The sequence below is a fragment of the Metabacillus sp. Hm71 genome (assembly GCF_051842955.2).
In the GTDB taxonomy this organism is placed as follows: Bacteria; Bacillota; Bacilli; order Bacillales; family Bacillaceae; genus Metabacillus.
This window is the reverse complement of the sequence record NZ_CM200278.1, coordinates 4,791,738-4,816,647: the sequence shown is the minus strand read 5'-3', so window position 1 is coordinate 4,816,647 and position 24,910 is coordinate 4,791,738. Positions and strand designations below refer to the sequence as shown.

At 38.5% G+C, this 24,910-nt stretch carries 26 protein-coding genes; 21 read left to right on the top strand and 5 right to left on the bottom strand.

Annotated features, from left to right (window positions below; translation table 11 throughout):
* Positions 1 to 7 precede the first annotated feature (7 nt).
* The 11 genes from sufD (at position 8) to ACSVDH_RS23710 (ending at position 11,448) form a co-directional block, all read left to right on the top strand.
* Positions 8 to 1,309, top strand: coding sequence for a Fe-S cluster assembly protein SufD (sufD, locus tag ACSVDH_RS23760; RefSeq protein WP_299087485.1), 1,302 nt, complete (start codon positions 8 to 10; stop codon positions 1,307 to 1,309).
* Positions 1,309 to 2,526: a cysteine desulfurase gene (locus ACSVDH_RS23755; protein WP_439251578.1), complete on the top strand. Its 1,218-nt coding sequence runs from the start codon at positions 1,309 to 1,311 to the stop codon at positions 2,524 to 2,526. Before sufD ends, ACSVDH_RS23755 begins: the two co-directional genes overlap by 1 nt.
* On the top strand, positions 2,519 to 2,953 hold the full coding sequence (sufU, locus tag ACSVDH_RS23750; RefSeq protein ID WP_439251579.1) for a Fe-S cluster assembly sulfur transfer protein SufU: 435 nt from the start codon (positions 2,519 to 2,521) through the stop codon (positions 2,951 to 2,953). The genes ACSVDH_RS23755 and sufU overlap by 8 nt, the downstream gene beginning before the upstream one ends.
* Before the next feature lie 209 nt (positions 2,954 to 3,162).
* Complete coding sequence (gene sufB, locus ACSVDH_RS23745; RefSeq protein ID WP_046512362.1) at positions 3,163 to 4,560, top strand: Fe-S cluster assembly protein SufB; 1,398 nt, start codon at positions 3,163 to 3,165, stop codon at positions 4,558 to 4,560.
* Between the two features lie 292 nt (positions 4,561 to 4,852).
* Positions 4,853 to 5,725: a DUF72 domain-containing protein gene (locus tag ACSVDH_RS23740; RefSeq protein ID WP_439251580.1), complete on the top strand. Its 873-nt coding sequence runs from the start codon at positions 4,853 to 4,855 to the stop codon at positions 5,723 to 5,725.
* A 6-nt stretch (positions 5,726 to 5,731) separates the two neighbouring features.
* Positions 5,732 to 6,562 (top strand): sulfite exporter TauE/SafE family protein, encoded by an 831-nt coding sequence (locus ACSVDH_RS23735; RefSeq protein WP_439251581.1) that lies wholly within the window; start codon positions 5,732 to 5,734, stop codon positions 6,560 to 6,562.
* 72 nt (positions 6,563 to 6,634) lie between these two features.
* Positions 6,635 to 8,038 carry a bifunctional metallophosphatase/5'-nucleotidase gene (locus ACSVDH_RS23730; RefSeq protein WP_439251582.1) on the top strand — a complete coding sequence of 468 codons (1,404 nt, stop codon included), beginning with the start codon at positions 6,635 to 6,637 and terminating at the stop codon, positions 8,036 to 8,038.
* Between the two features lie 68 nt (positions 8,039 to 8,106).
* A complete protein-coding gene (locus ACSVDH_RS23725) occupies positions 8,107 to 8,409 on the top strand; it encodes a YunC family protein (RefSeq protein ID WP_299087473.1) in 303 nt (100 codons plus the stop codon).
* A gap of 134 nt (positions 8,410 to 8,543) precedes the next feature.
* Positions 8,544 to 9,278, top strand: coding sequence for a sporulation protein YunB (gene yunB / locus ACSVDH_RS23720; RefSeq protein WP_439251583.1), 735 nt, complete (start codon positions 8,544 to 8,546; stop codon positions 9,276 to 9,278).
* A 560-nt stretch (positions 9,279 to 9,838) separates the two neighbouring features.
* Complete coding sequence (locus ACSVDH_RS23715; RefSeq protein WP_439251584.1) at positions 9,839 to 11,341, top strand: sodium-dependent transporter; 1,503 nt, start codon at positions 9,839 to 9,841, stop codon at positions 11,339 to 11,341.
* A complete protein-coding gene (locus tag ACSVDH_RS23710) occupies positions 11,341 to 11,448 on the top strand; it encodes a methionine/alanine import family NSS transporter small subunit (RefSeq protein WP_299087467.1) in 108 nt (35 codons plus the stop codon). The genes ACSVDH_RS23715 and ACSVDH_RS23710 overlap by 1 nt, the downstream gene beginning before the upstream one ends.
* A 32-nt stretch (positions 11,449 to 11,480) precedes the next feature.
* Here ACSVDH_RS23710 and ACSVDH_RS23705 read toward each other — a convergent pair whose 3' ends face one another.
* Entirely contained in the window at positions 11,481 to 12,416 is a 936-nt protein-coding gene (locus ACSVDH_RS23705) for a M23 family metallopeptidase (protein ID WP_439251656.1), read from the bottom strand.
* 357 nt (positions 12,417 to 12,773) lie between these two features.
* Between ACSVDH_RS23705 and lipA the strand changes: the two genes are divergently transcribed.
* Positions 12,774 to 13,670, top strand: coding sequence for a lipoyl synthase (gene lipA, locus ACSVDH_RS23700; protein WP_439251585.1), 897 nt, complete (start codon positions 12,774 to 12,776; stop codon positions 13,668 to 13,670).
* Positions 13,671 to 13,709: 39 nt separating this feature from the next.
* On the opposite strand, the gene ACSVDH_RS23695 is transcribed toward lipA, so the two are convergent.
* The gene (locus ACSVDH_RS23695; protein WP_439251586.1) at positions 13,710 to 14,399 is read right to left on the bottom strand and encodes a YhcN/YlaJ family sporulation lipoprotein; all 690 of its coding nucleotides are present in this window, start codon (positions 14,397 to 14,399) and stop codon (positions 13,710 to 13,712) included.
* 119 nt (positions 14,400 to 14,518) lie between these two features.
* Here ACSVDH_RS23695 and ACSVDH_RS23690 point away from each other — a divergent pair, with 119 nt between their 5' ends.
* Entirely contained in the window at positions 14,519 to 14,794 is a 276-nt protein-coding gene (locus ACSVDH_RS23690) for a YutD family protein (RefSeq protein WP_046512339.1), read from the top strand.
* Between the two features lie 52 nt (positions 14,795 to 14,846).
* Here ACSVDH_RS23690 and ACSVDH_RS23685 read toward each other — a convergent pair whose 3' ends face one another.
* Positions 14,847 to 15,113 carry a DUF3055 domain-containing protein gene (locus tag ACSVDH_RS23685; RefSeq protein ID WP_439251587.1) on the bottom strand — a complete coding sequence of 89 codons (267 nt, stop codon included), beginning with the start codon at positions 15,111 to 15,113 and terminating at the stop codon, positions 14,847 to 14,849.
* 376 nt (positions 15,114 to 15,489) lie between these two features.
* Here ACSVDH_RS23685 and ACSVDH_RS23680 point away from each other — a divergent pair, with 376 nt between their 5' ends.
* From ACSVDH_RS23680 to nucF, 3 genes are all read left to right on the top strand, one after another.
* Positions 15,490 to 16,800 (top strand): EAL domain-containing protein, encoded by a 1,311-nt coding sequence (locus tag ACSVDH_RS23680; protein ID WP_439251588.1) that lies wholly within the window; start codon positions 15,490 to 15,492, stop codon positions 16,798 to 16,800.
* Between the two features lie 15 nt (positions 16,801 to 16,815).
* On the top strand, positions 16,816 to 17,256 hold the full coding sequence (locus ACSVDH_RS23675) for a DUF86 domain-containing protein (protein ID WP_439251589.1): 441 nt from the start codon (positions 16,816 to 16,818) through the stop codon (positions 17,254 to 17,256).
* Between the two features lie 69 nt (positions 17,257 to 17,325).
* Positions 17,326 to 18,102, top strand: coding sequence for a 5' nucleotidase NucF (nucF, locus tag ACSVDH_RS23670; RefSeq protein WP_299087451.1), 777 nt, complete (start codon positions 17,326 to 17,328; stop codon positions 18,100 to 18,102).
* 82 nt (positions 18,103 to 18,184) lie between these two features.
* On the opposite strand, the gene ACSVDH_RS23665 is transcribed toward nucF, so the two are convergent.
* Entirely contained in the window at positions 18,185 to 18,685 is a 501-nt protein-coding gene (locus tag ACSVDH_RS23665) for a phosphatidylglycerophosphatase A family protein (protein ID WP_299087449.1), read from the bottom strand.
* 250 nt (positions 18,686 to 18,935) lie between these two features.
* Here ACSVDH_RS23665 and yutH point away from each other — a divergent pair, with 250 nt between their 5' ends.
* The 5 genes from yutH to thrB all read left to right on the top strand — a co-directional run bounded on the left by yutH (position 18,936) and on the right by thrB (position 24,527).
* Positions 18,936 to 19,937, top strand: coding sequence for a spore coat putative kinase YutH (gene yutH, locus ACSVDH_RS23660; protein WP_299087447.1), 1,002 nt, complete (start codon positions 18,936 to 18,938; stop codon positions 19,935 to 19,937).
* A gap of 104 nt (positions 19,938 to 20,041) precedes the next feature.
* The gene (locus ACSVDH_RS23655; protein WP_299087445.1) at positions 20,042 to 21,013 is read left to right on the top strand and encodes a 2-hydroxyacid dehydrogenase; all 972 of its coding nucleotides are present in this window, start codon (positions 20,042 to 20,044) and stop codon (positions 21,011 to 21,013) included.
* A gap of 243 nt (positions 21,014 to 21,256) precedes the next feature.
* Positions 21,257 to 22,555 carry a homoserine dehydrogenase gene (locus ACSVDH_RS23650; protein WP_299087443.1) on the top strand — a complete coding sequence of 433 codons (1,299 nt, stop codon included), beginning with the start codon at positions 21,257 to 21,259 and terminating at the stop codon, positions 22,553 to 22,555.
* Positions 22,555 to 23,613, top strand: coding sequence for a threonine synthase (thrC, locus tag ACSVDH_RS23645; protein ID WP_299087584.1), 1,059 nt, complete (start codon positions 22,555 to 22,557; stop codon positions 23,611 to 23,613). The genes ACSVDH_RS23650 and thrC overlap by 1 nt, the downstream gene beginning before the upstream one ends.
* A complete protein-coding gene (gene thrB / locus ACSVDH_RS23640) occupies positions 23,610 to 24,527 on the top strand; it encodes a homoserine kinase (protein ID WP_439251590.1) in 918 nt (305 codons plus the stop codon). The genes thrC and thrB overlap by 4 nt, the downstream gene beginning before the upstream one ends.
* 40 nt (positions 24,528 to 24,567) lie before the next feature.
* Here the strand turns inward: thrB and ACSVDH_RS23635 are convergent, their stop codons facing one another.
* The gene (locus ACSVDH_RS23635) at positions 24,568 to 24,831 is read right to left on the bottom strand and encodes a NifU family protein (RefSeq protein ID WP_299087439.1); all 264 of its coding nucleotides are present in this window, start codon (positions 24,829 to 24,831) and stop codon (positions 24,568 to 24,570) included.
* Positions 24,832 to 24,910: the final 79 nt, after the last annotated feature.

Here is a 24,910-nt window from a genome sequence, read left to right as displayed (position 1 = left end):
ATGAGACATGGAAACAAAAACGTACAATCAGGACTATGTCACAAGCTTTTCAAAACAGCTTGGTGAACCGGACTGGCTTACTGATCTTCGCTTACAAGCTCTTGCGAAATTAGAGGATCTTCCAATGCCAAGACCGGATAAAACAAAAATTGACAAATGGAACTTTACGAACTTTAAGGAGCATACCGTTCCAGGAAAAGAATTAAGTTCTTTAAATGAGCTGCATGAAGAAGTAAAATCATTAATTGACATTGAGTCAGATACTAAAAACTTATATGTCCAAATTAATAATACAGCTTCATACACTTCTTTATCTGATGAATTAAAAGATAAAGGTGTTATTTTAACAAATATTCATACAGCTGCAAGCGAGCATTCTGAATTGCTGCAAAAATACTTCATGAAAGACGGCGTAAAGGTTGACGAACATCGTTTAACAGCTTTACATGCTGCTCTAGTAAATGGCGGAGTTTTTGTTTATGTTCCTAAAAATGTAGAAGTAGCGGAACCAATTCAGGCAGTGTTTGTTCACGACAACCCAAATACAACATTATTCAACCACGTCATCGTAGTTGCAGAAGATAATAGTTCTGTTACGTACGTTGAGAATTATATTTCAACTGTGGAAAATGTTGAAGGAATCTTCAACATCGTTTCCGAAGTATTTGCTAATACAAATGCAAAGGTAACATATGGTGCGGTTGATACCCTTGCAAAAGGAATCACAACCTATGTGAATCGCCGCGGTGTTGCCGGCCGTGATGCTCGTATTGAATGGGCATTAGGGTTAATGAATGACGGAGATACAATCTCTGAAAATGTGACAAATTTAGTTGGCGATGGATCTTTCGGTGATACAAAATCAGTTGTTGTCGGCCGCGGAGAGCAAAAGCAAAACTTTACTACAAAGGTTGTCCATTTTGGAAAACACTCTGAAGGCTATATCCTAAAACACGGTGTTATGAAAGATAGTGCATCATCTATTTTTAACGGGATCGGAAAAATCGAGCATGGTGCATCTAAATCAAATGCCGAGCAGGAATCACGCGTGTTAATGCTAAGTGAAAAAGCTCGTGGTGATGCGAACCCGATTTTATTAATTGATGAGGACGATGTAACAGCAGGCCATGCTGCGTCAGTCGGCCGTGTTGATCCAATTCAGCTTTATTATTTAATGAGCCGCGGTATTCCAAAGGTAGAAGCAGAACGCCTGGTTATCCACGGATTCTTAGCGCCGGTTGTAAATGAGCTTCCAATTGAAGGCGTGAAAAAGCAATTGGTGAATGTGATTGAAAGGAAAGTTCAATAATGAATATCCATGATATTCGTTCACATTTTCCGATTTTGGATCAGCAGGTTAACGGGAAAGACCTTGTTTATTTAGATAGTGCTGCAACCTCACAAAAGCCATTAGCTGTGATTGAAGCATTATCTACCTATTATCGTGAATATAATTCAAATGTTCACCGTGGTGTGCATACGTTAGGCACAAAAGCAACAGATGGTTATGAAGGAGCCCGTGAAAAAGTAAGAAGATTTATTGGGGCAAAATCGACTCAAGAAATTATTTTTACCCGTGGGGCAACAACAGCCATTAACATGGTAGCGCAAAGCTATGGATTAACGAATGTTCGCGAAGGCGACGAAATTGTGATTACGTATATGGAGCATCACGCAAATGTAATTCCTTGGCAACAGGTTGCAAAAGCGACAGGTGCGACCTTGAAATATATTCCTTTACAAGAGGATGGCACGATCGATCTAAAGGATGTTGAAGAGACGGTTACCGAAAATACGAAAATTGTTTCGGTTATGCAAGTTTCAAACGTCCTTGGCACGATTAATCCGATTAAGGAAATTGCCAAGATCGCTCATAAGCATGGGGCTATCATGGTAGTGGATGGTGCCCAAAGCACGCCGCATATGAAAATTGATGTTCAAGATTTGGATTGTGACTTTTTTGCTTTTTCGGGACATAAAATGTGTGCTCCTACAGGCATTGGTGTTCTTTATGGAAAGAAGGAGCTTCTTGAAAATATGGAGCCGGTTGAATTTGGCGGGGAAATGATTGACTTTGTTGGGTTACAGGAGTCATCGTGGAAGGAGCTTCCGTGGAAGTTTGAAGCAGGAACGCCAATTATCGCTGGAGCCATTGGTCTTTCGGCAGCAATTGATTTTCTGGAGCAAATCGGCTTAGAAAACATTGAAGCACATGAGCAAAAATTGGCTCAATATGCTTTAGAAAAATTAAGTGAAGTAGAAGGCATTGCCATTTACGGACCGAAACATCGAGCAGGTTTAGTAACATTTAATATCGAGGATGTACACCCGCATGATGTTGCAACAGTATTAGATGCTGAAGGAATCGCTGTTCGGGCAGGTCACCATTGTGCACAGCCGCTTATGAAATGGTTGAAGGTTTCTGCAACAGCAAGAGCTAGTTTTTACCTGTATAATACTGAGGAAGAAGTTGATAAATTAGTAGCAGGTTTAATTAAAACAAAGGAGTACTTCAGTAATGTCTAATCATATTAACCTTGATACTTTATATCGCCAAGTGATTATGGATCATTACAAGAACCCTAGAAATAAAGGGGTGCTTGAGGATAGTCTAACAATCGATATGAATAACCCGACATGTGGGGATCGTATCCGTTTGACACTTGATCTTGAGGATAATGTAGTAAAGGATGCGAAATTTGAAGGAGAAGGCTGCTCCATTTCAATGTCATCTGCATCTATGATGACACAAGCAATTAAAGGCAAAACAGTTGAAACAGCGCTGAAGCTTTCGGAAATCTTTTCGAATATGATGCTAGGGAAAGAGTATGACGACGATATTGACTTAGGTGATATCGAGGCATTACAGGGTGTAGCGAAATTTCCTGCACGCATTAAATGTGCCACATTAGCTTGGAAAGCTATGGAAAAGGGCGTAAATAGCAGTAAATAATAGTAATATCGACTCTTCTCCATGAGATTGTTGCTTTTAAATTGTAAGGGATATTTAAGTAAGGCAATTGGTGGTCGCAAATTGCTTCTAGTCCGGCTTCTGACATCTGACCTCAAGTGGATTAAGATGTTCGAAGCGATTGACATGAATAATAAGCAACAAAATTTCGAAAACAGTTTAAATTTAATAGGATAGGGGAGTGAGTGTAGATGGCAAAAAAGGCACCTGAAATCGGCGATTACAAATACGGGTTTGCTGACAAGGATGTTTCCATCTTCCGTTCAGAGCGAGGGTTAACGAAAGAAATCGTTGAAGAAATCTCTCGTATGAAAAATGAACCACAATGGATGCTAGATTTCCGATTGAAATCATTACAGCATTTTTATGAAATGCCAATGCCGCAATGGGGCGGTGATTTGGCTGCATTAAACTTTGATGATATTACGTACTATGTAAAACCATCTGAAAAATCAGAGCGTTCTTGGGATGAAGTACCAGAAGAAATCAAACGTACGTTTGATAAGCTTGGGATCCCAGAAGCTGAACAAAAATATCTTGCAGGTGTATCGGCACAATACGAGTCAGAGGTTGTTTATCATAATATGAAAGAAGACCTTGAAGAGCTTGGCATTGTGTTTAAGGATACAGACACAGCGTTGAAGGAGAACGAAGACATTTTCCGTGAGCACTGGGCAAAGGTTATTCCGCCAACAGATAATAAGTTTGCTGCTCTTAACTCAGCTGTTTGGTCTGGCGGATCATTTATTTATGTTCCTAAAGGCGTAAAGGTTGATACACCATTACAGGCGTATTTCCGTATCAACTCTGAAAACATGGGTCAATTCGAACGTACGCTGATTATTGTTGATGAAGGCGCACATGTTCACTATGTTGAAGGATGTACAGCACCGGTCTATACAACAAATTCACTTCATAGTGCGGTTGTTGAAATCATCGTAAAAGATGGCGGTTATTGCCGTTATACAACGATTCAAAACTGGGCAAACAACGTCTTTAACCTTGTAACAAAACGTGCTGTTTGCGAAGCAAATGCAACGATGGAATGGATTGACGGTAACATCGGTTCTAAGCTGACAATGAAATATCCTGCAGTTATACTTAAAGGTGAAGGGGCACGTGGTATGACATTATCGATTGCCCTTGCAGGTAAAGGTCAGCATCAGGATGCAGGTGCGAAAATGATTCACTTAGCACCTAATACTTCTTCAACAATCGTTTCAAAATCCATCTCAAAACAAGGTGGGAAAGTAACATATCGCGGAATTGTTCACTTTGGACGTAAAGCAGAAGGCGCAAGATCAAATATTGAATGTGATACACTCATTATGGATAATCAATCTACATCAGATACAATCCCATACAATGAGATTTTAAACGACAATATTTCTCTTGAGCATGAAGCAAAAGTATCGAAAGTATCAGAAGAACAATTATTCTATTTAATGAGCCGCGGTATTTCTGAAGAAGAAGCAACAGAAATGATCGTAATGGGCTTTATTGAGCCATTTACTAAAGAGCTTCCAATGGAATATGCAGTAGAGATGAACCGTCTGATCAAGTTCGAGATGGAAGGTTCAATCGGTTAATAAATGGGGGACTGACAGCTTGTCAGTCCTTTTTATACTATCAAAGTATAAAAATTTATGGATGATAGTATAAAAAAAACTAAGGCTTTCGCTATTAGGACTTGTACTCATAGAGCATAAGTCATTCTAAGCAAGCAAAATACGCTTGCTAAGTAATGCCATAGCGACAAGCCAAGTTTTTCTAATCTTCTTAAACAATATTCCCCTTTAACGATAAAATACAGTTCAATTTTCTATCTCCCCTAGTCATGGTATAGTATGTGTAGACAAACATTTCTAAAGGATGATTTGAATGTCAACAATTCAAATTGGTTTAACGGGGTGGGGTGACCATGATTCTCTCTATCCGTTAAAAACAAATACAACAAATAAATTGCAGGAATATGCTGCACATTTTCCGACAGTTGAGATTGATGCCAGCTTTTATGCGGTCCAGCCGGAACGAAATATCGTGAAATGGATAAATGATACTCCTGATACATTTCAATTTATCCCTAAAGCGTATCAGGGGATGACAGGACATCTTCGCGGGGATATTCCGTTTGAAAATAAAGAAATGATGTTTAAAGCATACATGCAATCACTAGAACCATTAAAAATAGCGAATAAGCTTGCTATGGTGTTGTTTCAATTCCCTCCGTGGTTTGATTGCCGGAAAGAAAATGTTGCGTATTTAAAGTGGTGCAGAGAACAAATGGGTGATATTGAAGTAGCTCTCGAATTTCGGAATAGGACTTGGTTTTCCGTTGAATATTTTGATAAAACCTTGCAGTTTATGGAAGCGGAAAAGTGGATTCACAGCATTGTAGACGAGCCGCAAGCTGGAGAGAGGTCGATACCTACAGTTCTTCATCCGACTGATCCTGCTAAGACACTCATTCGTTTTCATGGAAGAAATGTTCATGGCTGGAATAAGCCGGCTTCTGGAGATAATTGGCGAGATGTCCGTTATTTATACCGGTATAATCAAAAAGAACTGCTAGAATGGAAACAACATATACAGTCATTGCAAAAAGCGACAGATGTTATTTATCTGCTTTTTAATAATAACTCTGGCGGTGATGCCGCTGATAATGCAAAGATGATGATGAATCTATTAGACATCTCCTATTCAGGTCTTGCCCAAATGCAGCTAAGCTTGTTCAGTGATGAAGAGGAGAGGTAACGAAATATGGAATGGGTTATTCTTTTAATTATCGGTTTTATTGCCGGAACAATCGGCAGCCTTGTCGGATTAGGCGGCGGGATTATTGTTGTCCCGATGCTGCTTACATTAGGCTCTTATTTCCCGAATTTTCAAGATGTTTCTCCACAGGTAGCTGTGGGGACATCATTATTGGTGGTTATTTTTACAGGGCTTTCCTCCACTCTGACCTATATAAAATATAAGAAAGTAGATTATAAAAGCGGACTTATTTTCTTTATCGGAAGCGGACCAGGCGGAATTGTCGGAGCTTATGTGAACAAGCTTTTTGACACGGAATCGTTTTCCTTATGGTTTGGATTATTTATGATTTTTATATCGATTGTTTTAATGATAAAGGATAAGCTTCCAAAACGAAGAGAAAAACAACAATCAAAGAACGCAGTTGTTCGTTCCTATATAGGAGAGGATGGGAGTGAACGTTCATATTCCTATCATCCTGTTCCTGGCATTATCATCTCGTTTGTAGTCGGATTGATATCTGGTCTCTTTGGCATTGGCGGAGGGGCATTAATGGTTCCGGCGATGATCTTATTGTTCATGTTTCCAGCCCATATTGCGGTGGCGACTTCAATGTTTATCATTTTTTTATCAGCGTCGACAAGTTCGGTTACACATATCGCATTAGGAAACATTAACTGGATGTTTGCCGCTGTGCTTATTCCTGGTGCATGGTTTGGCGGTAGATTTGGTGCAATGATTAATACGAAGCTGAAAAATAAAACAATCGTTCATTTACTAAGAATTGTTTTAATTATTGCAGGTTTAAAATTAATTTATGAAGGATTCACAGGATAATTGGATGTGAACGTAAAAGTAAGGAAGTATGATTGTTAACAAGAAGAACCTTATGTGCAAGGAGAGAAGGACATGCTAGAGAAAATTCACCTTTACCATACAAATGATCTACATAGTCATTTTGAAAATTGGCCTGCGATCGTTCAATTTTTAAAAGGCAAAAAGGAATTGCATGAACAGAATCAAGAACAAATGATCCTTCTTGACATTGGAGATCATGCGGACCGTTTTCATCCATTAACAGAAGCAACTAAAGGGAAAGCCAATGTGACACTGCTAAATATGCTTCAATATGATGCGGTAACGATTGGGAATAATGAGGGAATTACGTTTTCTCATGATGATCTAAATACGTTATATGAGAGGGCAAACTTTCCTGTTATTCTATCGAATTTATATACAGAGCTAGGTGAACGCCCGCCATGGGCAGTGCCTTATAAAATCATAACGTTACACAGTGGAATAAAGCTGGCCCTGTTAGGAGTTACCGTCTTTTATGAAAAATTCTATGAATTGCTAGGGTGGAAAATAAAGGATCCTTTTCAAAGTCTCTTAGAAACCATCGGCCAAGTGAAAGAACAAGCTGATATCATTGTACTTCTTTCACATCTTGGGATTAGTGATGATGAGGTGATCGCAAGGGAATTTCCAGAAATTGATCTTATTCTTGGCGGCCATACCCATCATGTGTTGCCATCTGGTAAAAAAATTGAGAATACACTGGTCGCTGGTGCGGGGAAGTATGGGCAATATGTTGGTCATATTTCGTTAACAATCGACCATGAGCAAAAAACATTGGTTGATCGCAAGGCGACTCTCCATTCAATGTTAGAGCAACGAGAGATTTGTGAAGAAACAGAAGCATGGCTGCAGCAAGCGTTAGAGCAAAGCGAAACAGAGCTTGCTGAAACCGTAGGAATATTGGATAATGACCTAACCTTGGATTGGTTTAGCGATTCTCCCTTTCCGTTATTTTTAGTGAGAGCCATTCGCGAATGGTGTGATGGAGAGGTGGCAATGGTAAACTCGGGAATGCTTTTAGAACCATTAAACAAAGGGCCAGTGACGAGAAAGGATCTTCATCGAATTTGTCCACATCCTATTAATCCATGTAAGGTTTTTTTGAAGGGTGATGTGCTAAAGGAAATCATCGTTCAAGCACGAGAGGAAAAAATGGAACATCTAAAGTTAATGGGCTTAGGGTTCAGAGGAAAGGTAATGGGACGAATGGTGTTTGACGGTATTGAGGTGAAAATGGAGATGCTGGCAGACGGAAAAAAGCATGTTGCAGAAGTGCTCGTCCATGGAAAGCCTATCGATTATGATCGAATTTATGCTGTGGCAACCGTTGATATGTTTACCCTTGGCCCCCTGTATCCGGAAATCAGCCATGCAGAGAAAAAAATCTTTTATATGCCTGAGCTTTTACGAGATCTCTTAGCTTGGAGATTAGCGGAAAATTCACTAACAAAGTAGGCGAAACATCTACACGCATCCTTTCATTACTCATAAAGATATAGTAAGAAAGGAGTGTAGAGATAGCGATGATCAGCATGACTCCAATTGTCATTGAAGGAAAACAATTTACAGCAATCACAGTTGCTTTACCAAAAACGAACTTTATGGCAGTCACAAATGATAAAGGCTATATTATGTGTGGTGCCTTAGACGTAGCTTTATTAAATGAAAAGTTAAAAGATAGAGGAATCATTGCAGGCAGAGCAGTTGGTGTTAGAACAATTGAACAATTACTTGAGGCGCCATTGGAATCTGTCACATATGAAGCGGAAAAGCTGGGCATTGTTGTTGGGACAAAAGGAAAAGATGCCTTGGTTATGATGGCATAAGGATTACTGTTCCATTTAATTCGTTAAATGGTTTAATGTTTTTAATAAATAAAGAATTTGAGTTGATTGTAAAAAAATAATGCGTACATCCCTCCTTCCATGCATACACATAACATGTAAAGGAGGGATTTGTTTTGCCTAAGTTCCGCGCCCGTCGTCCGCGCAGAGGGCCATTGCCTCTTCGGTATGTATTATTACTAACCTTGGTTATTTTTATATTTTTAACAGCTACAAGCTTTTGGATTGTGAATGTTCAGATCGAAAAAACGATGATGGAAATTGCAACGTTAGAGGCGAATAAAGTAGCAACAACGATTATTCATGAGGCAGTCGAAGAGGAAATCCTTACAAAAGAAGAACAAGAGAGTTTAGTTGTTGTTGGCAAGGATAATGAAGGAAATATCAATTCATTTTCCTTTAATCAACGTTCTGTAGCTGCAGCCAAAAAAAGAGTAACAGATAATGTAACGAAAAAGCTAAGTGAAATTGAACGAAATAATTTTCATGATATATCGCCTAATCAGCAAAGAATTGATGGAATCGTCTATGAAATTCCGTTAGGGAAGATCACGGGTAATTCTATTTTAAGTACATTAGGACCAGGTATTCCAATTGAATATTATTTAATAGGTGATGTTTTTACAGATATTAAAAGAACGACAGAGGAATATGGCATTAATAATGCTATCCATGAAATAGAGATTTTTGTGGAGGTTAGTGTTCAGGTTGTCATTCCATTTGCAACAGATGTCATAAAAGCCAAAAATTCAATCCCGATTATTATCCAGACTGAACAGGGAGATGTTCCGCAATACTATAATGGAAACGGTGAGATGGATCACTCAATTGAATTACCAAAAAAATCATAGTTGTCGTATCAGTAACGAATTTACATTATTCATTAAAAGGAGTATAGATAGATTATTTTCTATCATTACTCCTTTTTACGTTTAGTCCATCCTTTAGCCCGCTAATAGAACCTTCTAAATGGTTACTTTTTAGTGGAATTACATCATATGTTAAGCTTTTTATCATCAGATAAAAAAGGTAGATATTATTTGCACCATTTTATCCAAATAATACCATTCATTGTTTTCTATTAATAGTTTTGCTTCTATGAATAAAATATATTAATATTACACTTGGAAAACAATTTACAGAAAAAAATAATGGTTTTATGCTTTACAGGAGTAATAAGCAAAAGGGGAAATAAGTGATTATAAGGAATAAGTTGAATCTATTCATACTCTATTTTGAAAAATGTGAAACTTCTGAAAATATCATATTAAAATAATATTTTTTAGAATTTTTTGTGGACATAGGCATAAAGTCCATTTATACTATGTATAGATTATAATAAATAATCAGAAAATTATATAATTTCAAATTGTTTCCACATTTTAGGTGAATTTGAAAAGGAGGAAAAAAGATGGAAAATCGTCCACAGTGGGGGACAAGGGCAGGGTTTATTTTAGCAGCTGTCGGTTCGGCCGTTGGTTTAGGAAATATATGGCGTTTCCCAGCGACAGCATACGAAAATGGAGGAGGAGCGTTTTTCTTACCTTATTTATTCGCGCTCTTAACTGCTGGTATCCCATTACTAGTTTTAGAGTTTGCTTTAGGGCATAAATATCGCGGTTCATCACCGATGACGTTTGCGAAAATAAGCAAAGGAAAAGAATGGCTGGGCTGGTGGCAAATTGCGATTGCATTTGTTATCTCTTGTTATTATCCTGCCATTATTGCATGGGCATCTTCTTATTCTGTGTTTGCATTTAATCAAAACTGGGGAAGTGACCCAGAAGGCTTTCTTTTTGGAGAATACTTAAAGTTGGCAGAAACGCCAGGACAATTCGGTGGTATGGTTCCAGGTGTATTGATACCGATTATAGTTGTATGGATTGTGACATTGGGTGTAATGTATGCCGGGGTTAAAAAAGGAATTGAAGCAGCAAATAAAGTCTTTATTCCACTTTTAGTGGTTATGTTTACAATTATCGTGATTCGGGCTCTTACATTAGATGGGGCAGTCCAAGGTTTAGAAGCCTTTTTCAAACCAGATTGGAGTAAGGTTTTAGACGGTAAAGTTTGGGTTGCAGCTTACGGGCAAATTTTCTTTAGTTTATCAATTGGTTTTGCTATTATGATTACTTATTCAAGTTATCTTCCAAAGAAATCAGATTTGACGAACAATGCCTTTATTACAGGATTTGGAAACTCGGCATTTGAAGTTTTAGCTGGGATCGGTGTATTTAGTGCTCTTGGGTTTATGGCAGCACAACAAGGGGTTCCTGTTGCAGAGGTTGTTTCCTCTGGAGTGGGTCTTGCATTCGTTGTATTCCCGCAAATTATCAATGAGTTTCCAGCATTTAACGGACTATTTGGATTCTTATTCTTTGGTTCATTAATTTTGGCTGGTTTAACCTCTTTAATCTCTATTATTGAAACATATGTTGCCGGAATTCAAGAGAAGTTTCATGTCTCACGGACAAAGGCTGTTACAATTGGTGGAGGTTTAGCGGCGCTTGCTTCTTTAGTATTTGCAACAAGAGGCGGACTGTACTTCTTGGATTCTGTCGATTATTTTATCAATACATTTGGAATTACATTAGCTGGATTCATTGAAGTAATTGCTATTGCTTGGTTTGCTAAGGAATTAAAAAATCTGCAAAAGCATGCGAATGATATATCTGACATTCAGCTTGGTGCATGGTGGAGAATCTGCCTCTCAGTCATCACCCCAATTGTTTTAGGTTACATGATGTTTGATAATTTAAGAACAAACCTTACTAGCGAATATGAAGGTTATCCACGAGAATTTCTATTTAATTGGGGCTGGACAGTTGCGCTAGGAGCTATCTTTGCAGGAGTTCTCCTATCAATTAGACGTAAAAATAAAATAGCTTCTTCAAATAAGGAGGTATCACAATAATGAGTGCATCTGCAATTACAATGATGGTAGTTGGTATTGTGGTTATTTGGGGAGGTTTGGCTGCAAGTATTACCAATGCAGTTATTAAGGCTAAACAAAATAAATAAACAGAGAAGATAGGCTGACTGCATGTGTCGGCCTATCTTCTTTTTCTTTCTGCACGCTCCCATGCCTTTAAGTGAGGATAAGGATCAAATGACCATTCTGTTCTCCCGTTATCCTTATAAAGTCCATAATGCAAATGAGGCGGGAATTTTCCTGCGGTACCAGGGGGACCATAGCCAGAGCTTCCTACAGAACCGATTAACTGTCCCGGTTCGACAATTTGTCCTGTTTGCAATCCGTCAGCAAAACCATTTAAATGGGCGAAATAATGGTACGTATTATCAATGTCCCGTATTCCAACTCGCCAGCCTCCATAGCGATTCCAGCCCTTCATTTCAATTACCCCATAGCATGTTGCCCTAACAGGTACTCCGTAACTTGCAAAAATATCTGTGCCCTCATGAATTCTTCTGCCGCCCCAGCCGCGAGCATCACCCCATGTGTTTTTGTAGCTATAATTGTGGTTTAGGGGAACAGGGAAGGCGTGCTTATCCAAGTCTAAGTGGCCATATTTTTTATATAGCTTCATATGCCCCATAATAAGTCCAACTGCTTTATCCCGTTGATAATAATCCCATAACCCAATTTTTAAATTGTCGAGATCTGTTCCATAGGATTGCAAATAATGAGCAAATGAATAAAGTACATCTTCATCATTTGTCGGGTCAGCGCGATTGTCACCATTTCCGTCCTCGCCAATTCCTCCGAATAACCCGATGCTTTTAGGATTTGTATCCTCTTTATTCGGATTAAGCGGTCCGGCCCATGCTTCTGGTTTGATATAGATTTCAATCAATCCATCAGCTTTGGGAATGTCCTTGCGTGAATGGCGGACATTTCGTTCATATTGATCAATAGCAGCTAAGACATACCATGGTATCGTAGTAATAGTTTCAACTTTTTTATACAAGCTCATTAGCCTTTTGTATTCTTGATTTTGGTCTGTTTCAGTTTCAGCACCATAAGCCAGAGGTTGAACTGAAAAACATATCACCGTAAAGATAAAAATGGTACTGAGAAATTTGCGCACAGTAATAAGCTCCTTTCAGCCGGTTTCATAGATCCCGTATGTGCTGGCAGTTATACCAGCAGCAAGCAAATAAATATTAGGGATACAACTGCCAGTAAATGCCGGATAAGATCAACTAACCTAATTACTTGGAAGTTTCTCTTACTAGTTTGGTGTTAGGGGTGCTTTTTCATTAATAGCAAATGTTAGAAATTGCATAAGCACCTTTTCTTGTCCAGCTTGAATTCATATGTTAAAGTGGAAACGGATATATTATTTTTTAGGGAAAATGAGATTATGTAATTGGAGATGAATCAGATGGCGAAAAAGGAAGAATACTTACGTAAGCCAGAATGGTTAAAAATAAAATTAAATACGAACGAAAATTACACAGATTTAAAAAAGCTAATGAGAGAGAAAAACTTACATACCGTTTGTGAAGAGGCGAAATGTCCAAATATCCATGAATGCTGGGCTGTACGAAGAACAGCAACCTTTATGATTTTAGGCTCTGTATGTACCCGCGCATGCCGATTCTGTGCAGTAAAAACAGGTCTTCCTAATGAGCTTGACTTAGCTGAACCAGAACGTGTGGCAGATTCTGTTGCTTTAATGAATTTAAAGCATGCTGTTATTACAATGGTAGCTCGTGACGATTTAAAGGATGGCGGTGCGAATGTATTAGCTGAAACTATTCGTGCTATTCGTCGTAAAAGCCCATTTACAACCGTCGAAGTATTACCGTCGGATTTAGGCGGTGTTTATGAGAATCTGAAAATGGTCATGGATGCAAAGCCGGATATTTTAAATCATAATATTGAAACAGTTCGTGAGCTAACACCAAGAGTTCGGGCACGTGCTAAATATGAAAGATCGTTGCAATTTTTAAAATGGGCAAAGGAAATGCAGCCTGAAATCCCGACAAAATCAAGTTTAATGATCGGTTTAGGGGAAACAAAGGAACAAATTATTGAAACAATGGATGACTTACGAGAAAATGATGTCGATATTATGACGATCGGTCAATACTTACAGCCGACGAAAAAACATCTTAAGGTGCAAAAATATTATCACCCGGATGAATTTGCAGAGTTACGTGACATTGCACTAAGCAAAGGATTCAGCCATTGTGAAGCTGGCCCGCTTGTACGTTCATCCTACCATGCAGATGAGCAAGTAAACGCAGCAGCAAAACAAAGACAAGCACAGGCGTAAAGGGAAAAAGGAAGAGAGTCTCTTCCTTTTTTCATACCATTATTTATTTCTCTCATTGTTATAGCGCGTTTTTTCATATTGATCCTTTTGATCATCATCAAGTTCTTCGTTTGTTTCGCCATAACCCTCTCCATTAGGATTCTCACCTTTATTTAGAGGCTTTCCCTGCGGAGATTTAAGCATTTCTTTAATTGTCTTGTCTAAAATCTGATTAATATCGCGGCTATTTGAATCGAGCGGGCTGTATGCCTCGATTTGCTGAATCATATTGGCGTTATCAGACACATAGACGTGGTAATATCTGGGAACGACAGATATCGCGGTTTTCTTTACTTGGTCTGCCGTATCATTACGATTTTTTGAATCTGTTTTATATGCTATTAATACTTCTTCATCTGTTACTAATGTAGCAACATCCTGTACGTTAGGAAGCTGAACAATTAAGCTGCTTATCGTGTTCGCGGTTTGTTCCCGATTAATGCCAGGTGTAGGTGTATGGGCGACATCTTGAGGAATCCCGCTCTTTTGATGTCGAACGTATCCAAAGTTTGCTGTATTCGAATCATCTCCATTTGGATGTCCTTCTTCATTGTAAAGATCGGTACGGTCCTGTACATTTATTGTATTACCGCTTTCGTGCATTAATTGAGCATCTTCTTCAGCACCATACTGACAAGCCGATAAAAGCGATAGACCAATGACACTTATGGCTAATTTTAATTTTATCAATATTAGCACCCCCTCAATTTTAGGATGACCAAAGCGGTTTGAATTTTTCTTAGTAATTGATGGTTAGGCATGTATAGATTATGATAAGAATAAGGAATATGGATGGGGTGATAAAGAACATGATCGTTGTACAAAACCAATGCTTTGAGTTGGTTAAAGAGGAAAGAAACGGCTTTAATGAAGAAGTCTTTAAAGAAAGATACAGTGATATCTTAAATAAATATGACTATATCGTTGGTGATTGGGGGTATAGTCAGTTAAGGCTGCGCGGATTCTTTGATGACCAAAATCAAAAAGCATCCTATGACACGAAGATAAGTACACTTGATGAATATATTTTTGAATACTGCAATTTTGGATGTGCTTATTTTGTCCTGAAGAAAATAAAAAAATAAGGTATGTTAAAAGAAAACGTGGCTAAGTAAAAAAAGCCACGTTTTGTAATCCCTAAATAATTTCATATAAAAAATCTCGAAGTTCTTCCGCATCTTCTTCCTTAAGCTTGTATGCATATTCTAAATAGCCTGGTTCTTTTAAGTCATCCTCGCCGATAATGGCAAAGCGATTACTTTGTATATCAAGAACGATATGCTTCCCGTAGTAACGGTCACTTTGGATAATGGCCAGATCAAATCGCTGGTTTTCCCCCATAAAGCTTACAAATCTTGTCTTCGTTTCAACAGTATCATCATATAAAAAAAACCGTTCAGACATCCTTTATCCCCTTTCTAAGTCCTCTTTAAAAGGTATTTTCATCATATCAAATAGTGGGTATTGAATGAAGCTAAAAAGATCATCAATCTATAGATGTATACAAACTTAAAACTTTTGTACGTAATGTTTGTGTCTAGCTTCAGGCTCCATCGGCGAAGAATAGGACATGCAAGTGCAATCAAGAGATAAGGGCGCCCTAGTCAAATCGGAATGGAAGGTAAAGAACAGCTTCTATTCCTATTCGCCTTATACTTGTCGCCGAATGCTTAGCACCTTGCGCTTTTCTAATTAAATTTTCCAAGAAATAAGTCGAAATATCCATATTTGTGGTAAAATATGATTACGCTGCGGTGACTACCAGAAGGGTTGAATGCTTATGGCCACTGGATTTTGGGAAAAGCAATACAAGAGGGTGAAAAAGTGGAGCAAGTTATTTCTGCCACACCAAAAATTACGTTATTTCCCACCCAAGTTTGTCTTAAGAGATCCTGTTTTAGAAGGGGTTATAGATGCGCTGTCTAATGGTCAGCAAGTGGCAGTTGTGGTGTTATCGATTTCAAATCTTAAGGAGTTTTCCCAACAATTAGAACTCGCTCAATTACATGAATACAAAGACGAACTAAGAGTAGGGTTTCAATTTATTTTTAAGGATTCTGCTTATAAAGATGATCTAATTATTGTTCATGATTATTATAGTGATGGATTAACGATTTTTTTGAGGATTCAAAGTGAAAAGCATCGGGTCATACATATTGAAAACATGTTAAAAACGATGATGCCAAAGCTGGAAAGGTGGATAAATACAAAATATCCATATTTTCAGCATACGTTTGATATTGGTTATATGTTTATTGAAAGGCAGTATTGTACGACACAGGATGCATTGTATATCGCACAGCAGCAAGCGGTCGCAATGGCGGAAAAGCGAATACATTCCCGGTATATCAATACATTATTAGAGGTGCGGCAAATCATTCAAAAGCGGCAAATTACCTTATTGGCACAACCTATTATTGATTTACCGAAAAATGAAATTATTGCCTGGGAATTTCTCACGAGAGGGCCAAAAGGAACCGCTTTGGAAACACCTCTTCAATTGTTTTCGCTTGCTAGACAATCCAACCTTATTTATGATTTAGAGCTATTAGTGTTGGAAAAAGCATTTAAGTTGATTAGTAAAGCTGGGTGCTTGGATGACATCTTTTTAAATTTCACACCCATTACTCTTGGGAATAAACGTTTTATACCTGCACTAGAAAAATTATTAGAGGAATTTCCTGAAATCGAGCCTACAAAGCTTATTTTTGAAGTAACCGAACGTGATTCGATTGAAGGATTAGCCTTTTTCCTTGATAATATAAAGCAACTGCGTCAAAAAGGATTTCGGATCGCTGTAGATGATACGGGTGCAGGTTATTCAAGTCTGCATACTATCAATGAATTAATGCCAGATATTATAAAAGTAGACCGTTCTGTCATTCAAGATATTGATACGAACAAACTAAAGGAATCCATGTTAAAGGGCTTAATTTTGATTGCAAAGGAAGCGGGGTCCCTTGTTGTTGCAGAAGGAATTGAGAAAAAGGAAGAGGCAGATGTATTGCTGCGAAATCAGGTTGATTTAGCTCAAGGTTACTTTTATGCGAAGCCTGGGAGGCTTGAGAAGGATCGAGTTGTGTTAGTATAAGGAAGGTGAATGATAATGTATTTTGTTGATCGTGAATTAATAGAAGCAAAGCTGAACTATCTTGATAAACAGGTCGAACTATTTGCCAAGCAAAAAGATTGGACTAGTGATATCGAAAGAGCGGCTCTTGAGAGGATCTGCCATATGTGCATTGAAACCATTCTGGATGTGGGAAATGCTATGATTGATGGTTTTATTATGAGAGACCCGGGAAGCTATGAGGATATAATTGACATCCTTTTAGATGAAAAGGTGATAAACAGCAGTGAAGCAGCGGGGTTAAAGGACGTCATCCTGCTAAGAAAAGTGATTGTTCAGGATTACTTAGCTGTTGATTATGATCATCTGGTGCAGGTTCTTTCTCTTCAAGAGCCCCACCTTAGAGCGTTTCCAACAAATGTTCGAACTTATATCCAGAATGAACTTGGACCTGTTTCAGCATTTAAACCATTATAAATTGGAAAGGGTGACTTATTTTCGGTCATCCTCTTTCAATTGAAATCCAAACGGAAGAAGTGATGTTAGATGAAGCAGTATAAAGGCTATTTAATCGATTTGGATGGCACCATGTATCGTGGAACTGAACAAATTGAAGCAGCAGGGGAATTTGTCGCATTTTTGGCTAAAAAAGAGCTTCCTTATCTTTTTGTGACAAACAACTCCTCACAAACGCCGGAACAAGTGGCAAAAAAGCTGCAGGAATTTAATATCCAGGCAACAAAGGAAAGTGTGTTTACCACTAGTCAGGCTACAGCAAATTATATTTGGGAGAAAAAGCAGGATGCAACGGTTTATGCAATTGGAGAAATTGGCCTTAAACAGGCATTGCAACAGCGGGGATTGAGGTTTGTCGACCATGATCCTGATTTTGTTGTAACTGGAATTGATCGGGAAATCACGTATGAAAAGCTTGCAAAGGCATGTATCGCTGTTAGAAACGGTGCAGTATTTGTTTCAACAAATGCAGATGTTGCGCTTCCGACAGAAAGAGGCCTTTTACCTGGAAACGGCGCCATGACATCTGTAATTACCGTTTCAACAAATACTCAGCCAATCTTCATAGGAAAACCGGAGGGCATTATTGTGGAGCAGGCCTTACAAGTTTTGGGAACTGCAAAACACGAAACCTTGATGGTTGGCGACAACTATGATACAGATATCAAGGCTGGGATTAATTGTGGACTCGATACGTTACTTGTTCATACTGGGGTAACCTCAAAAGAACACTTAAAAACCTATCCGATTCAACCTACTTATTCAATGGATTCTTTAGAGGAATATGTTCGTTGTGTATTGAAGTAAGTAAAAGGGACTGTCTTAAAAGGGTCATTCCCCCTATGTTAAGACAGTCCTTATTTTTGATATTAGTAGACTCTACCTATCGTTATTCTACATCTCTTGCTCGATGGGCAAGTCTGCTGGATGCCGCTGCGGCAATTGCCCCTACAATATCATCTAAAAACGTATGGCATTTTCCGGTTGATTTGTCATTTAAATATTGCAGAATACCTGGCTTAAGCTTATCGATATAACCGTAATTTGTGAAGCCGATTGAACCGTAGATATTTACAATTGAAAAAGCTAAAATTTCATCTACTCCATATAAGCTTTCATCTGTTCCAATAATGGTTTGTAACGGTTCCTCTAATTGACCCTTTTCAGCTAATATATCAAATTGAATTCCGGTAAGAACGGCGTTTTGTACCTCCCGCTTTGTCAGAACACGGTCAACATTTTCTAAACACTCTTGCATTGATAAATCAGGGTGATACTTTTCTTGTAAAAAGTATACGAGGTCAGCAATATCTTCGGGTTTAACTCCTCTTTTAACCATCCATTCTCGTGCAGTTTTTTCAACGATATCCATCTTTTCTTCACTTTTCATTAAAAATCACCCAATTCTTTTTGTTTTGCGCATTTATTTAGTTTATGAATCGTATCTATAAGATATTACACTATAAAAAATTTTTTTATGAAAGTTTCCCTTAACATTTTAAACCTATTTCGAAAGAATAAACCTTTATCCTATATTCTTCTACAAAAACATCTATTCTCCCTGCAGCAAATAATCATAATCATATGAATCGTCGCTTACGATAGAATAAGGGCAATTTGTTTACTGAGGAGGAGTGTTAATGAAAAAGGCGATTTATGAAGAGTACGGCATAAAGGTCCAGGATCTAAGAAAAATAGGAAAATTCGATTCCTTTCGTGTTCATCAAACTGATTTTTTAATTGTACCAATTACAAATATAGATGAGGAAGAAATGTACGAGTTATATCAATTAAGTGAATTCATGGTGGAAAAAAGAGAGCCTAATATCGCCCGTATTGTGGTAACGAAAAAAAACAACTTGTTTTTTGAAAAAGATAAGGCTAAATATGCGCTTGTCAAATACGCTGCGTTTACTCAAGGGAGATATCAGCAGATAGGGAGAAATTTAGCAAGGTTTCATCAAAAGGCAAGAACATATCCCTATCAATTATCCAAAACACAACGAATTGGACAGTGGAAGTATTTATGGGAAAGGAGGCTTGATCAATTAGAATCCTTTTGGAGCGGGAAGATTCATAGCCAACCTTTCACTCAGTTCGAAAAAATGTTTATCGAATCATTCCCATATTATTTAGGATTAGCGGAAAATGGAATTCAATATTTGGTCGATACGGAGCTTGATGAGGAGCCACAGCCAATTGATTCCGGAACAATTTGCCACCATCGCTTTCATCCCACTACATGGGGCTCTGCTCAAGGTGTAAAATTACCGACTGATTGGGTGTTTGATCATGCCAGTAGAGATATTGCTGAATATTTGCGCCATCTATTCTTTGAAAGACAAGAGGAGCTGCAGGAAAATGGCTTTCGTTTTTTAGATGATTATGATCGCACCACTCCGCTCTCCGCATTTACATGGAGATTGATATACAGCAGATTATTATTTCCGATCCACTATTTTGAGTGCGTAGAAAATTATTATTTATCATCTGACAACGATAAACCAATCTTTGAAGCAAAGCTAAAGGAAATTTTAACGGCTTCGGATCAGTACGAGTTATTTCTAAAGAGTTATTCCAACATGTTATCCATGAGGAAAAAAAGGATTGTTCTTCCAAGCTTGGAATGGCTATCCTCATAAGCTGTCAAATCGTTTGTGTGACTGATTCAAACAGATGAATCAGTCACGGTGTTCATCTTGTGGTAAAATAAGAAAAAACAATTTATGAACCTGAGGTGATCACATTGACAAGGCCGTTTATTTATGTGACAAGGAAATGTTCCAAAGAGCAGCTTCAACCACTTTACGAGATTGCAAATGTTGAAATGTGGCCAGAAGAGGAAATACCTTGTCCAAGAGAATTATTACTTGAAAAAGCAAAAAAAGCTGATGCATTATTGACGATGCTGTCAGATGCGATTGATAAACAATTATTAGATGAAGCTAAGCAATTAAAAGTGGTAGCAAATTTAGCAGTTGGCTTTGATAACATTGATGTTCGCTATGCAAAAGAACGAGGAGTTGTCGTCTGCAATACACCTGATGTCTTAACAGATACGACAGCAGACCTGACATTTGGCTTAATTCTTGCTACAGCACGCCGGTTAATGGAGGCTAGTGATTTTGTGAAAAATAACCAATGGAAGAGCTGGGGACCATTGCTGCTAGCTGGACATGATGTTCATCATAAAACAATCGGAATTGTTGGCATGGGGAAAATTGGACAAGCTGTTGCAAAACGGGCGACAGGCTTTGAAATGAACATTCTTTATCATAACCGTTCGAGAAATGAGGAAGCGGAATCAAGGTTTGGTGCCAGCTATGCTTCACTGGATGAATTGTTAGCAAAAGCTGATTTTGTAATATGTCTAACCCCGCTAACGGAAGAAACACGTGAGCTATTTAATAAAGAGGCATTTAAAAAGATGAAAACCTCTGCGATCTTTATCAACGTAAGCCGCGGTGCCGTTGTAAATGAAGATGACCTTTATGAGGCGTTAACCAAAAATGAAATTGCCGGAGCAGGACTTGATGTCTTTTTAAACGAGCCTATTGAAGCTGATCATCCATTAGTTGGCTTAAACAATGTCGTAGCATTGCCTCATATTGGCAGTGCAAGCTTTGATACAAGATATACGATGATGAATTTATGTGCGGAAAATATCGCATCTGTTTTAAAGGGAGAAGAGCCAAAAACAAGGGTAGTTGTAAAATAAGAAAAGATTTTAGTGTTTTACTATCGTAATAAATTTTCTACATAGTAATAACCTGGCTGTTAATAAAAATTCAGCTAAAAAATATATACTTATATATCAACGTAGGAAGCGTTTTCAAAATAAAAACTGAAAATTCGCCCTTGTAAAACAGTTCTTAGCATTTTATAATGACAAGTATATTAATAGTGTCTTTTATGAGGATACAACTGTACTCTCTAGATGAACATAAAGGAGTGGAAACCTGTGGAGGCAATACATGTAGGGCTTTTAGGTCTTGGAACGGTTGGAAGTGGTGTTGTTAAGATTATCGAGGATCATCAAGATAAGCTTATGCATCAAGTTGGATGTCCGGTAAAAGTGAAAAAGGTCGTAGTAAAAAATTTAAATAAAGCTCGACAAGTTCAGATTAATCAAGATATTCTTACAACAAATGTAGATGATGTCATTAAAAATCCTGATATAGATGTTGTGATTGAAGTAATGGGCGGAGTTGAAGAAACGAGACAACATTTAATTGAAGCATTACAAGCAAAAAAACATGTCGTAACAGCGAATAAAGACTTAATGGCTGTATACGGAACGGAATTGCTATCGATTGCTACTGAAAATGGCTGTGATCTTTTCTATGAGGCAAGTGTAGCAGGAGGGATCCCGATTTTACGAAGCTTAGTCGATGGTTTAGCCTCTGATCGGATTACGAAGATGATGGGGATTGTTAACGGAACAACAAACTTTATCCTAACAAAAATGACGAAGCATGGAAGTGCATACGAGGATGTTTTAAAGGAAGCCCAAGAGCTAGGATTTGCAGAAGCTGATCCAACATCAGATGTAGAAGGATTGGATGCTGCCAGAAAAATGGCGATTCTAGCCCGCTTAGGCTTTTCCATGCACGTTGATTTAGAGGACGTAAAGGTAAAAGGTATCTCATCTGTAACGGACGAAGATATCGGCTACAGCAAGCGTCTAGGCTATACAATGAAGCTGATCGGAATAGCGCAGAAGGAAAACGGGAAAATTGAAGTTGCGGTTGAGCCAACATTATTACCGGAAACACATCCATTAGCTGCGGTTAATGATGAATATAACGCTGTGTATGTTTATGGTGAAGCAGTTGGTGAAACGATGTTCTATGGTCCTGGAGCAGGAAGCCTTCCTACAGCAACATCTGTTGTATCTGATTTAGTCGGTGTTATGAAGAATATGAGACTTGATGTCAATGGCAGAAGTGCAGTCGCACCTCAATTTGAAAAACAGCTAAAAAGCCCAGATCAAATTTACGCACAGCATTTCTTAAGAATTAGTGCAAAAGATCAAGTTGGTGCTTTCTCACATATTACATCTCTTTTCTCTGAGAGAGGTGTCAGCTTCGAGAAGATCCTTCAGCTTCCAATTAAAAATAGCAATCTAGCTGAAATTGTCATTGTGACACATGAAGCAGCACAAAGTGATTTCGAGGAAATTTTACAACGTTTAAATGATCTAGAAGTAGTTGAAGAAGTAAAAAGTACGTATCGAGTAGAAGGGAACGGTTCAATATGATGTGGAAGGGTCTTATTCAAGAATTTGCAGAGTTTTTACCAGTAACAGATAAAACACCAAAATTAACATTACAAGAAGGAAATACGCCGCTTATCCATTTGCCAAAGCTTTCTGAAAAGCTTGGTGTCGAATTATATGTGAAAACTGAGGGGACAAATCCTACAGGGTCATTTAAAGACCGCGGAATGGTTATGGCTGTTGCTAAAGCAAAGGAAGAGGGCAGTGATACCGTCATTTGTGCATCAACAGGAAATACATCTGCAGCAGCTGCGGCTTACGCTGCGAGAGCAAACATGAAGTGTATTGTATTAATTCCAGATGGCAAGATTGCATTTGGGAAGCTTGCGCAAGCAGTTATGTACGGAGCAGAAATTTATGCAATTCAAGGGAACTTCGACCATGCGTTAACAATGGTTCGCAACTTAAGTGAAAAATTGCCGATTACATTAGTAAACTCAGTGAATCCATATCGAATTGAAGGACAAAAAACAGCTGCATTTGAAGTCTGTGAGCAGCTCGGCAGCGCTCCGGATTACCTTGCTATCCCAGTTGGAAATGCTGGTAACATTACAGCATACTGGAAAGGATTTAAAGAGTACAATGAAAAGAAACAAACAGGTCTGCCTAAGATTCATGGCTTCCAAGCTGAAGGTGCAGCAGCGATTGTTCGCGGTGAACCAATCGAAAACCCTGAAACAGTAGCAACAGCGATTCGCATTGGAAACCCGGCAAGCTGGGAAACAGCTGTAAAAGCAAAAGAAGAGTCAAATGGAAAAATTGATTCGGTTACAGATGAAGAAATCTTGGCAGCTTACCAATTAATTGCCCGTGAGGAAGGTGTGTTTGCTGAACCTGGTTCTTGTGCTTCAATCGCCGGTCTCATCAAGCATCGTAAATTAGGATTAATTCAAGAAGGCAGCAAGGTTGTAGCTGTATTAACTGGAAACGGCTTAAAAGATCCAAACACAGCCATCGATGTTTCTGAAATCAAACCGGTTGTGCTTCCAAATGATGAAGAAGTCTTCATGCAGTATTTAAACGGGGTAACAGTCCGATGAAAGAAGGCGACATGTTAAAAATTACAGTACCTGGCAGCACAGCTAATTTAGGTCCTGGATTTGACTCAATTGGGCTTGCGCTCGGTAAATATTTAACACTTGAGGTAAAGAAAGCCGATCAATTTCTTTTTATCCCAATGACAGAGCATGTCAAAGATATTCCTGCTAATGAAGATAATCTAATTGCAAAGGTAGCCATTGAGGTTGCCTCTTTGCATCATCAGCAATTGCCTCCATGCGAGGTAAAAGTATGGAGCGATATTCCGATGGCAAGGGGAATCGGCAGCAGTGCAGCAGCGATTATTGCTGGAATCGAGCTTGCTAATCAGCTTTGCAATCTGCAATTAACGAATGACGAAAAGGCGCGAATTGCCAGTCTTGAAGAAGGTCATCCGGATAATGTCGGGGCATCCTTATACGGAGGTCTAGTTGTCGGTCTTCACCAAGAAGAGCAAACCGAATTAGTTTGTGTAAAGGATATCGATGTTGATACCGTTGTGATTATTCCTAAATATGAGGTCTTTACAAGTGATGCGAGAAACGTCTTGCCTGAATCGCTTGATTATAAAACAGCCGTTGAAGCTAGTGCGATTAGCAATATGCTTGTAGCAGGACTGCTTACGAACAACTGGAAGCTTGCTGGGGACATGATGAATAAGGATCTTTTTCATCAACCGTACAGAAGCAGTCTGATCCCGGAAATTCAGGCTGTCCGTGAAAAAATTCGTGACCTTGGTGCATATGGCTCAGCCTTAAGCGGAGCCGGCCCTACGGTCATTTGCTTCACTGAAAAAGGAAAAGGTGATTATTTAGCCGAGAAGCTTTCCAGTGAATTTTCAAACTGTGATGTTGAGCGGCTTGATATTGACTTTGAAGGATGTAAGGTTGAACAAATACAAGAAGTAAAAAGCTAAAAAATAGGGGCTGTCTCATTGATGAGACAGCCCCATTGTATTAAAATACTTGCTCCACTTCTACAACACCAGGTACTTCTTCTAATAATGCACGTTCTATACCAGCTTTTAAAGTGATTGTTGAGCTTGGGCAGCTACCGCAAGCACCTAAAAGACGAAGCTTCACAATACCATCTTCTACATCCACTAATTCGCAGTCTCCTCCATCACGAAGTAAGAATGGACGAAGTTTATCTAATACTTCTTGTACTTGATCAAACATTGTTGTTTCAGTCATTTCAATCGACTCCTTTCCTTGATACATATTATATTTGAATTAAAGCGAAAAATCTAATCGAAAGATTTTGGCAATCAAGCCTATTATTTATTTTACCATATTTTTA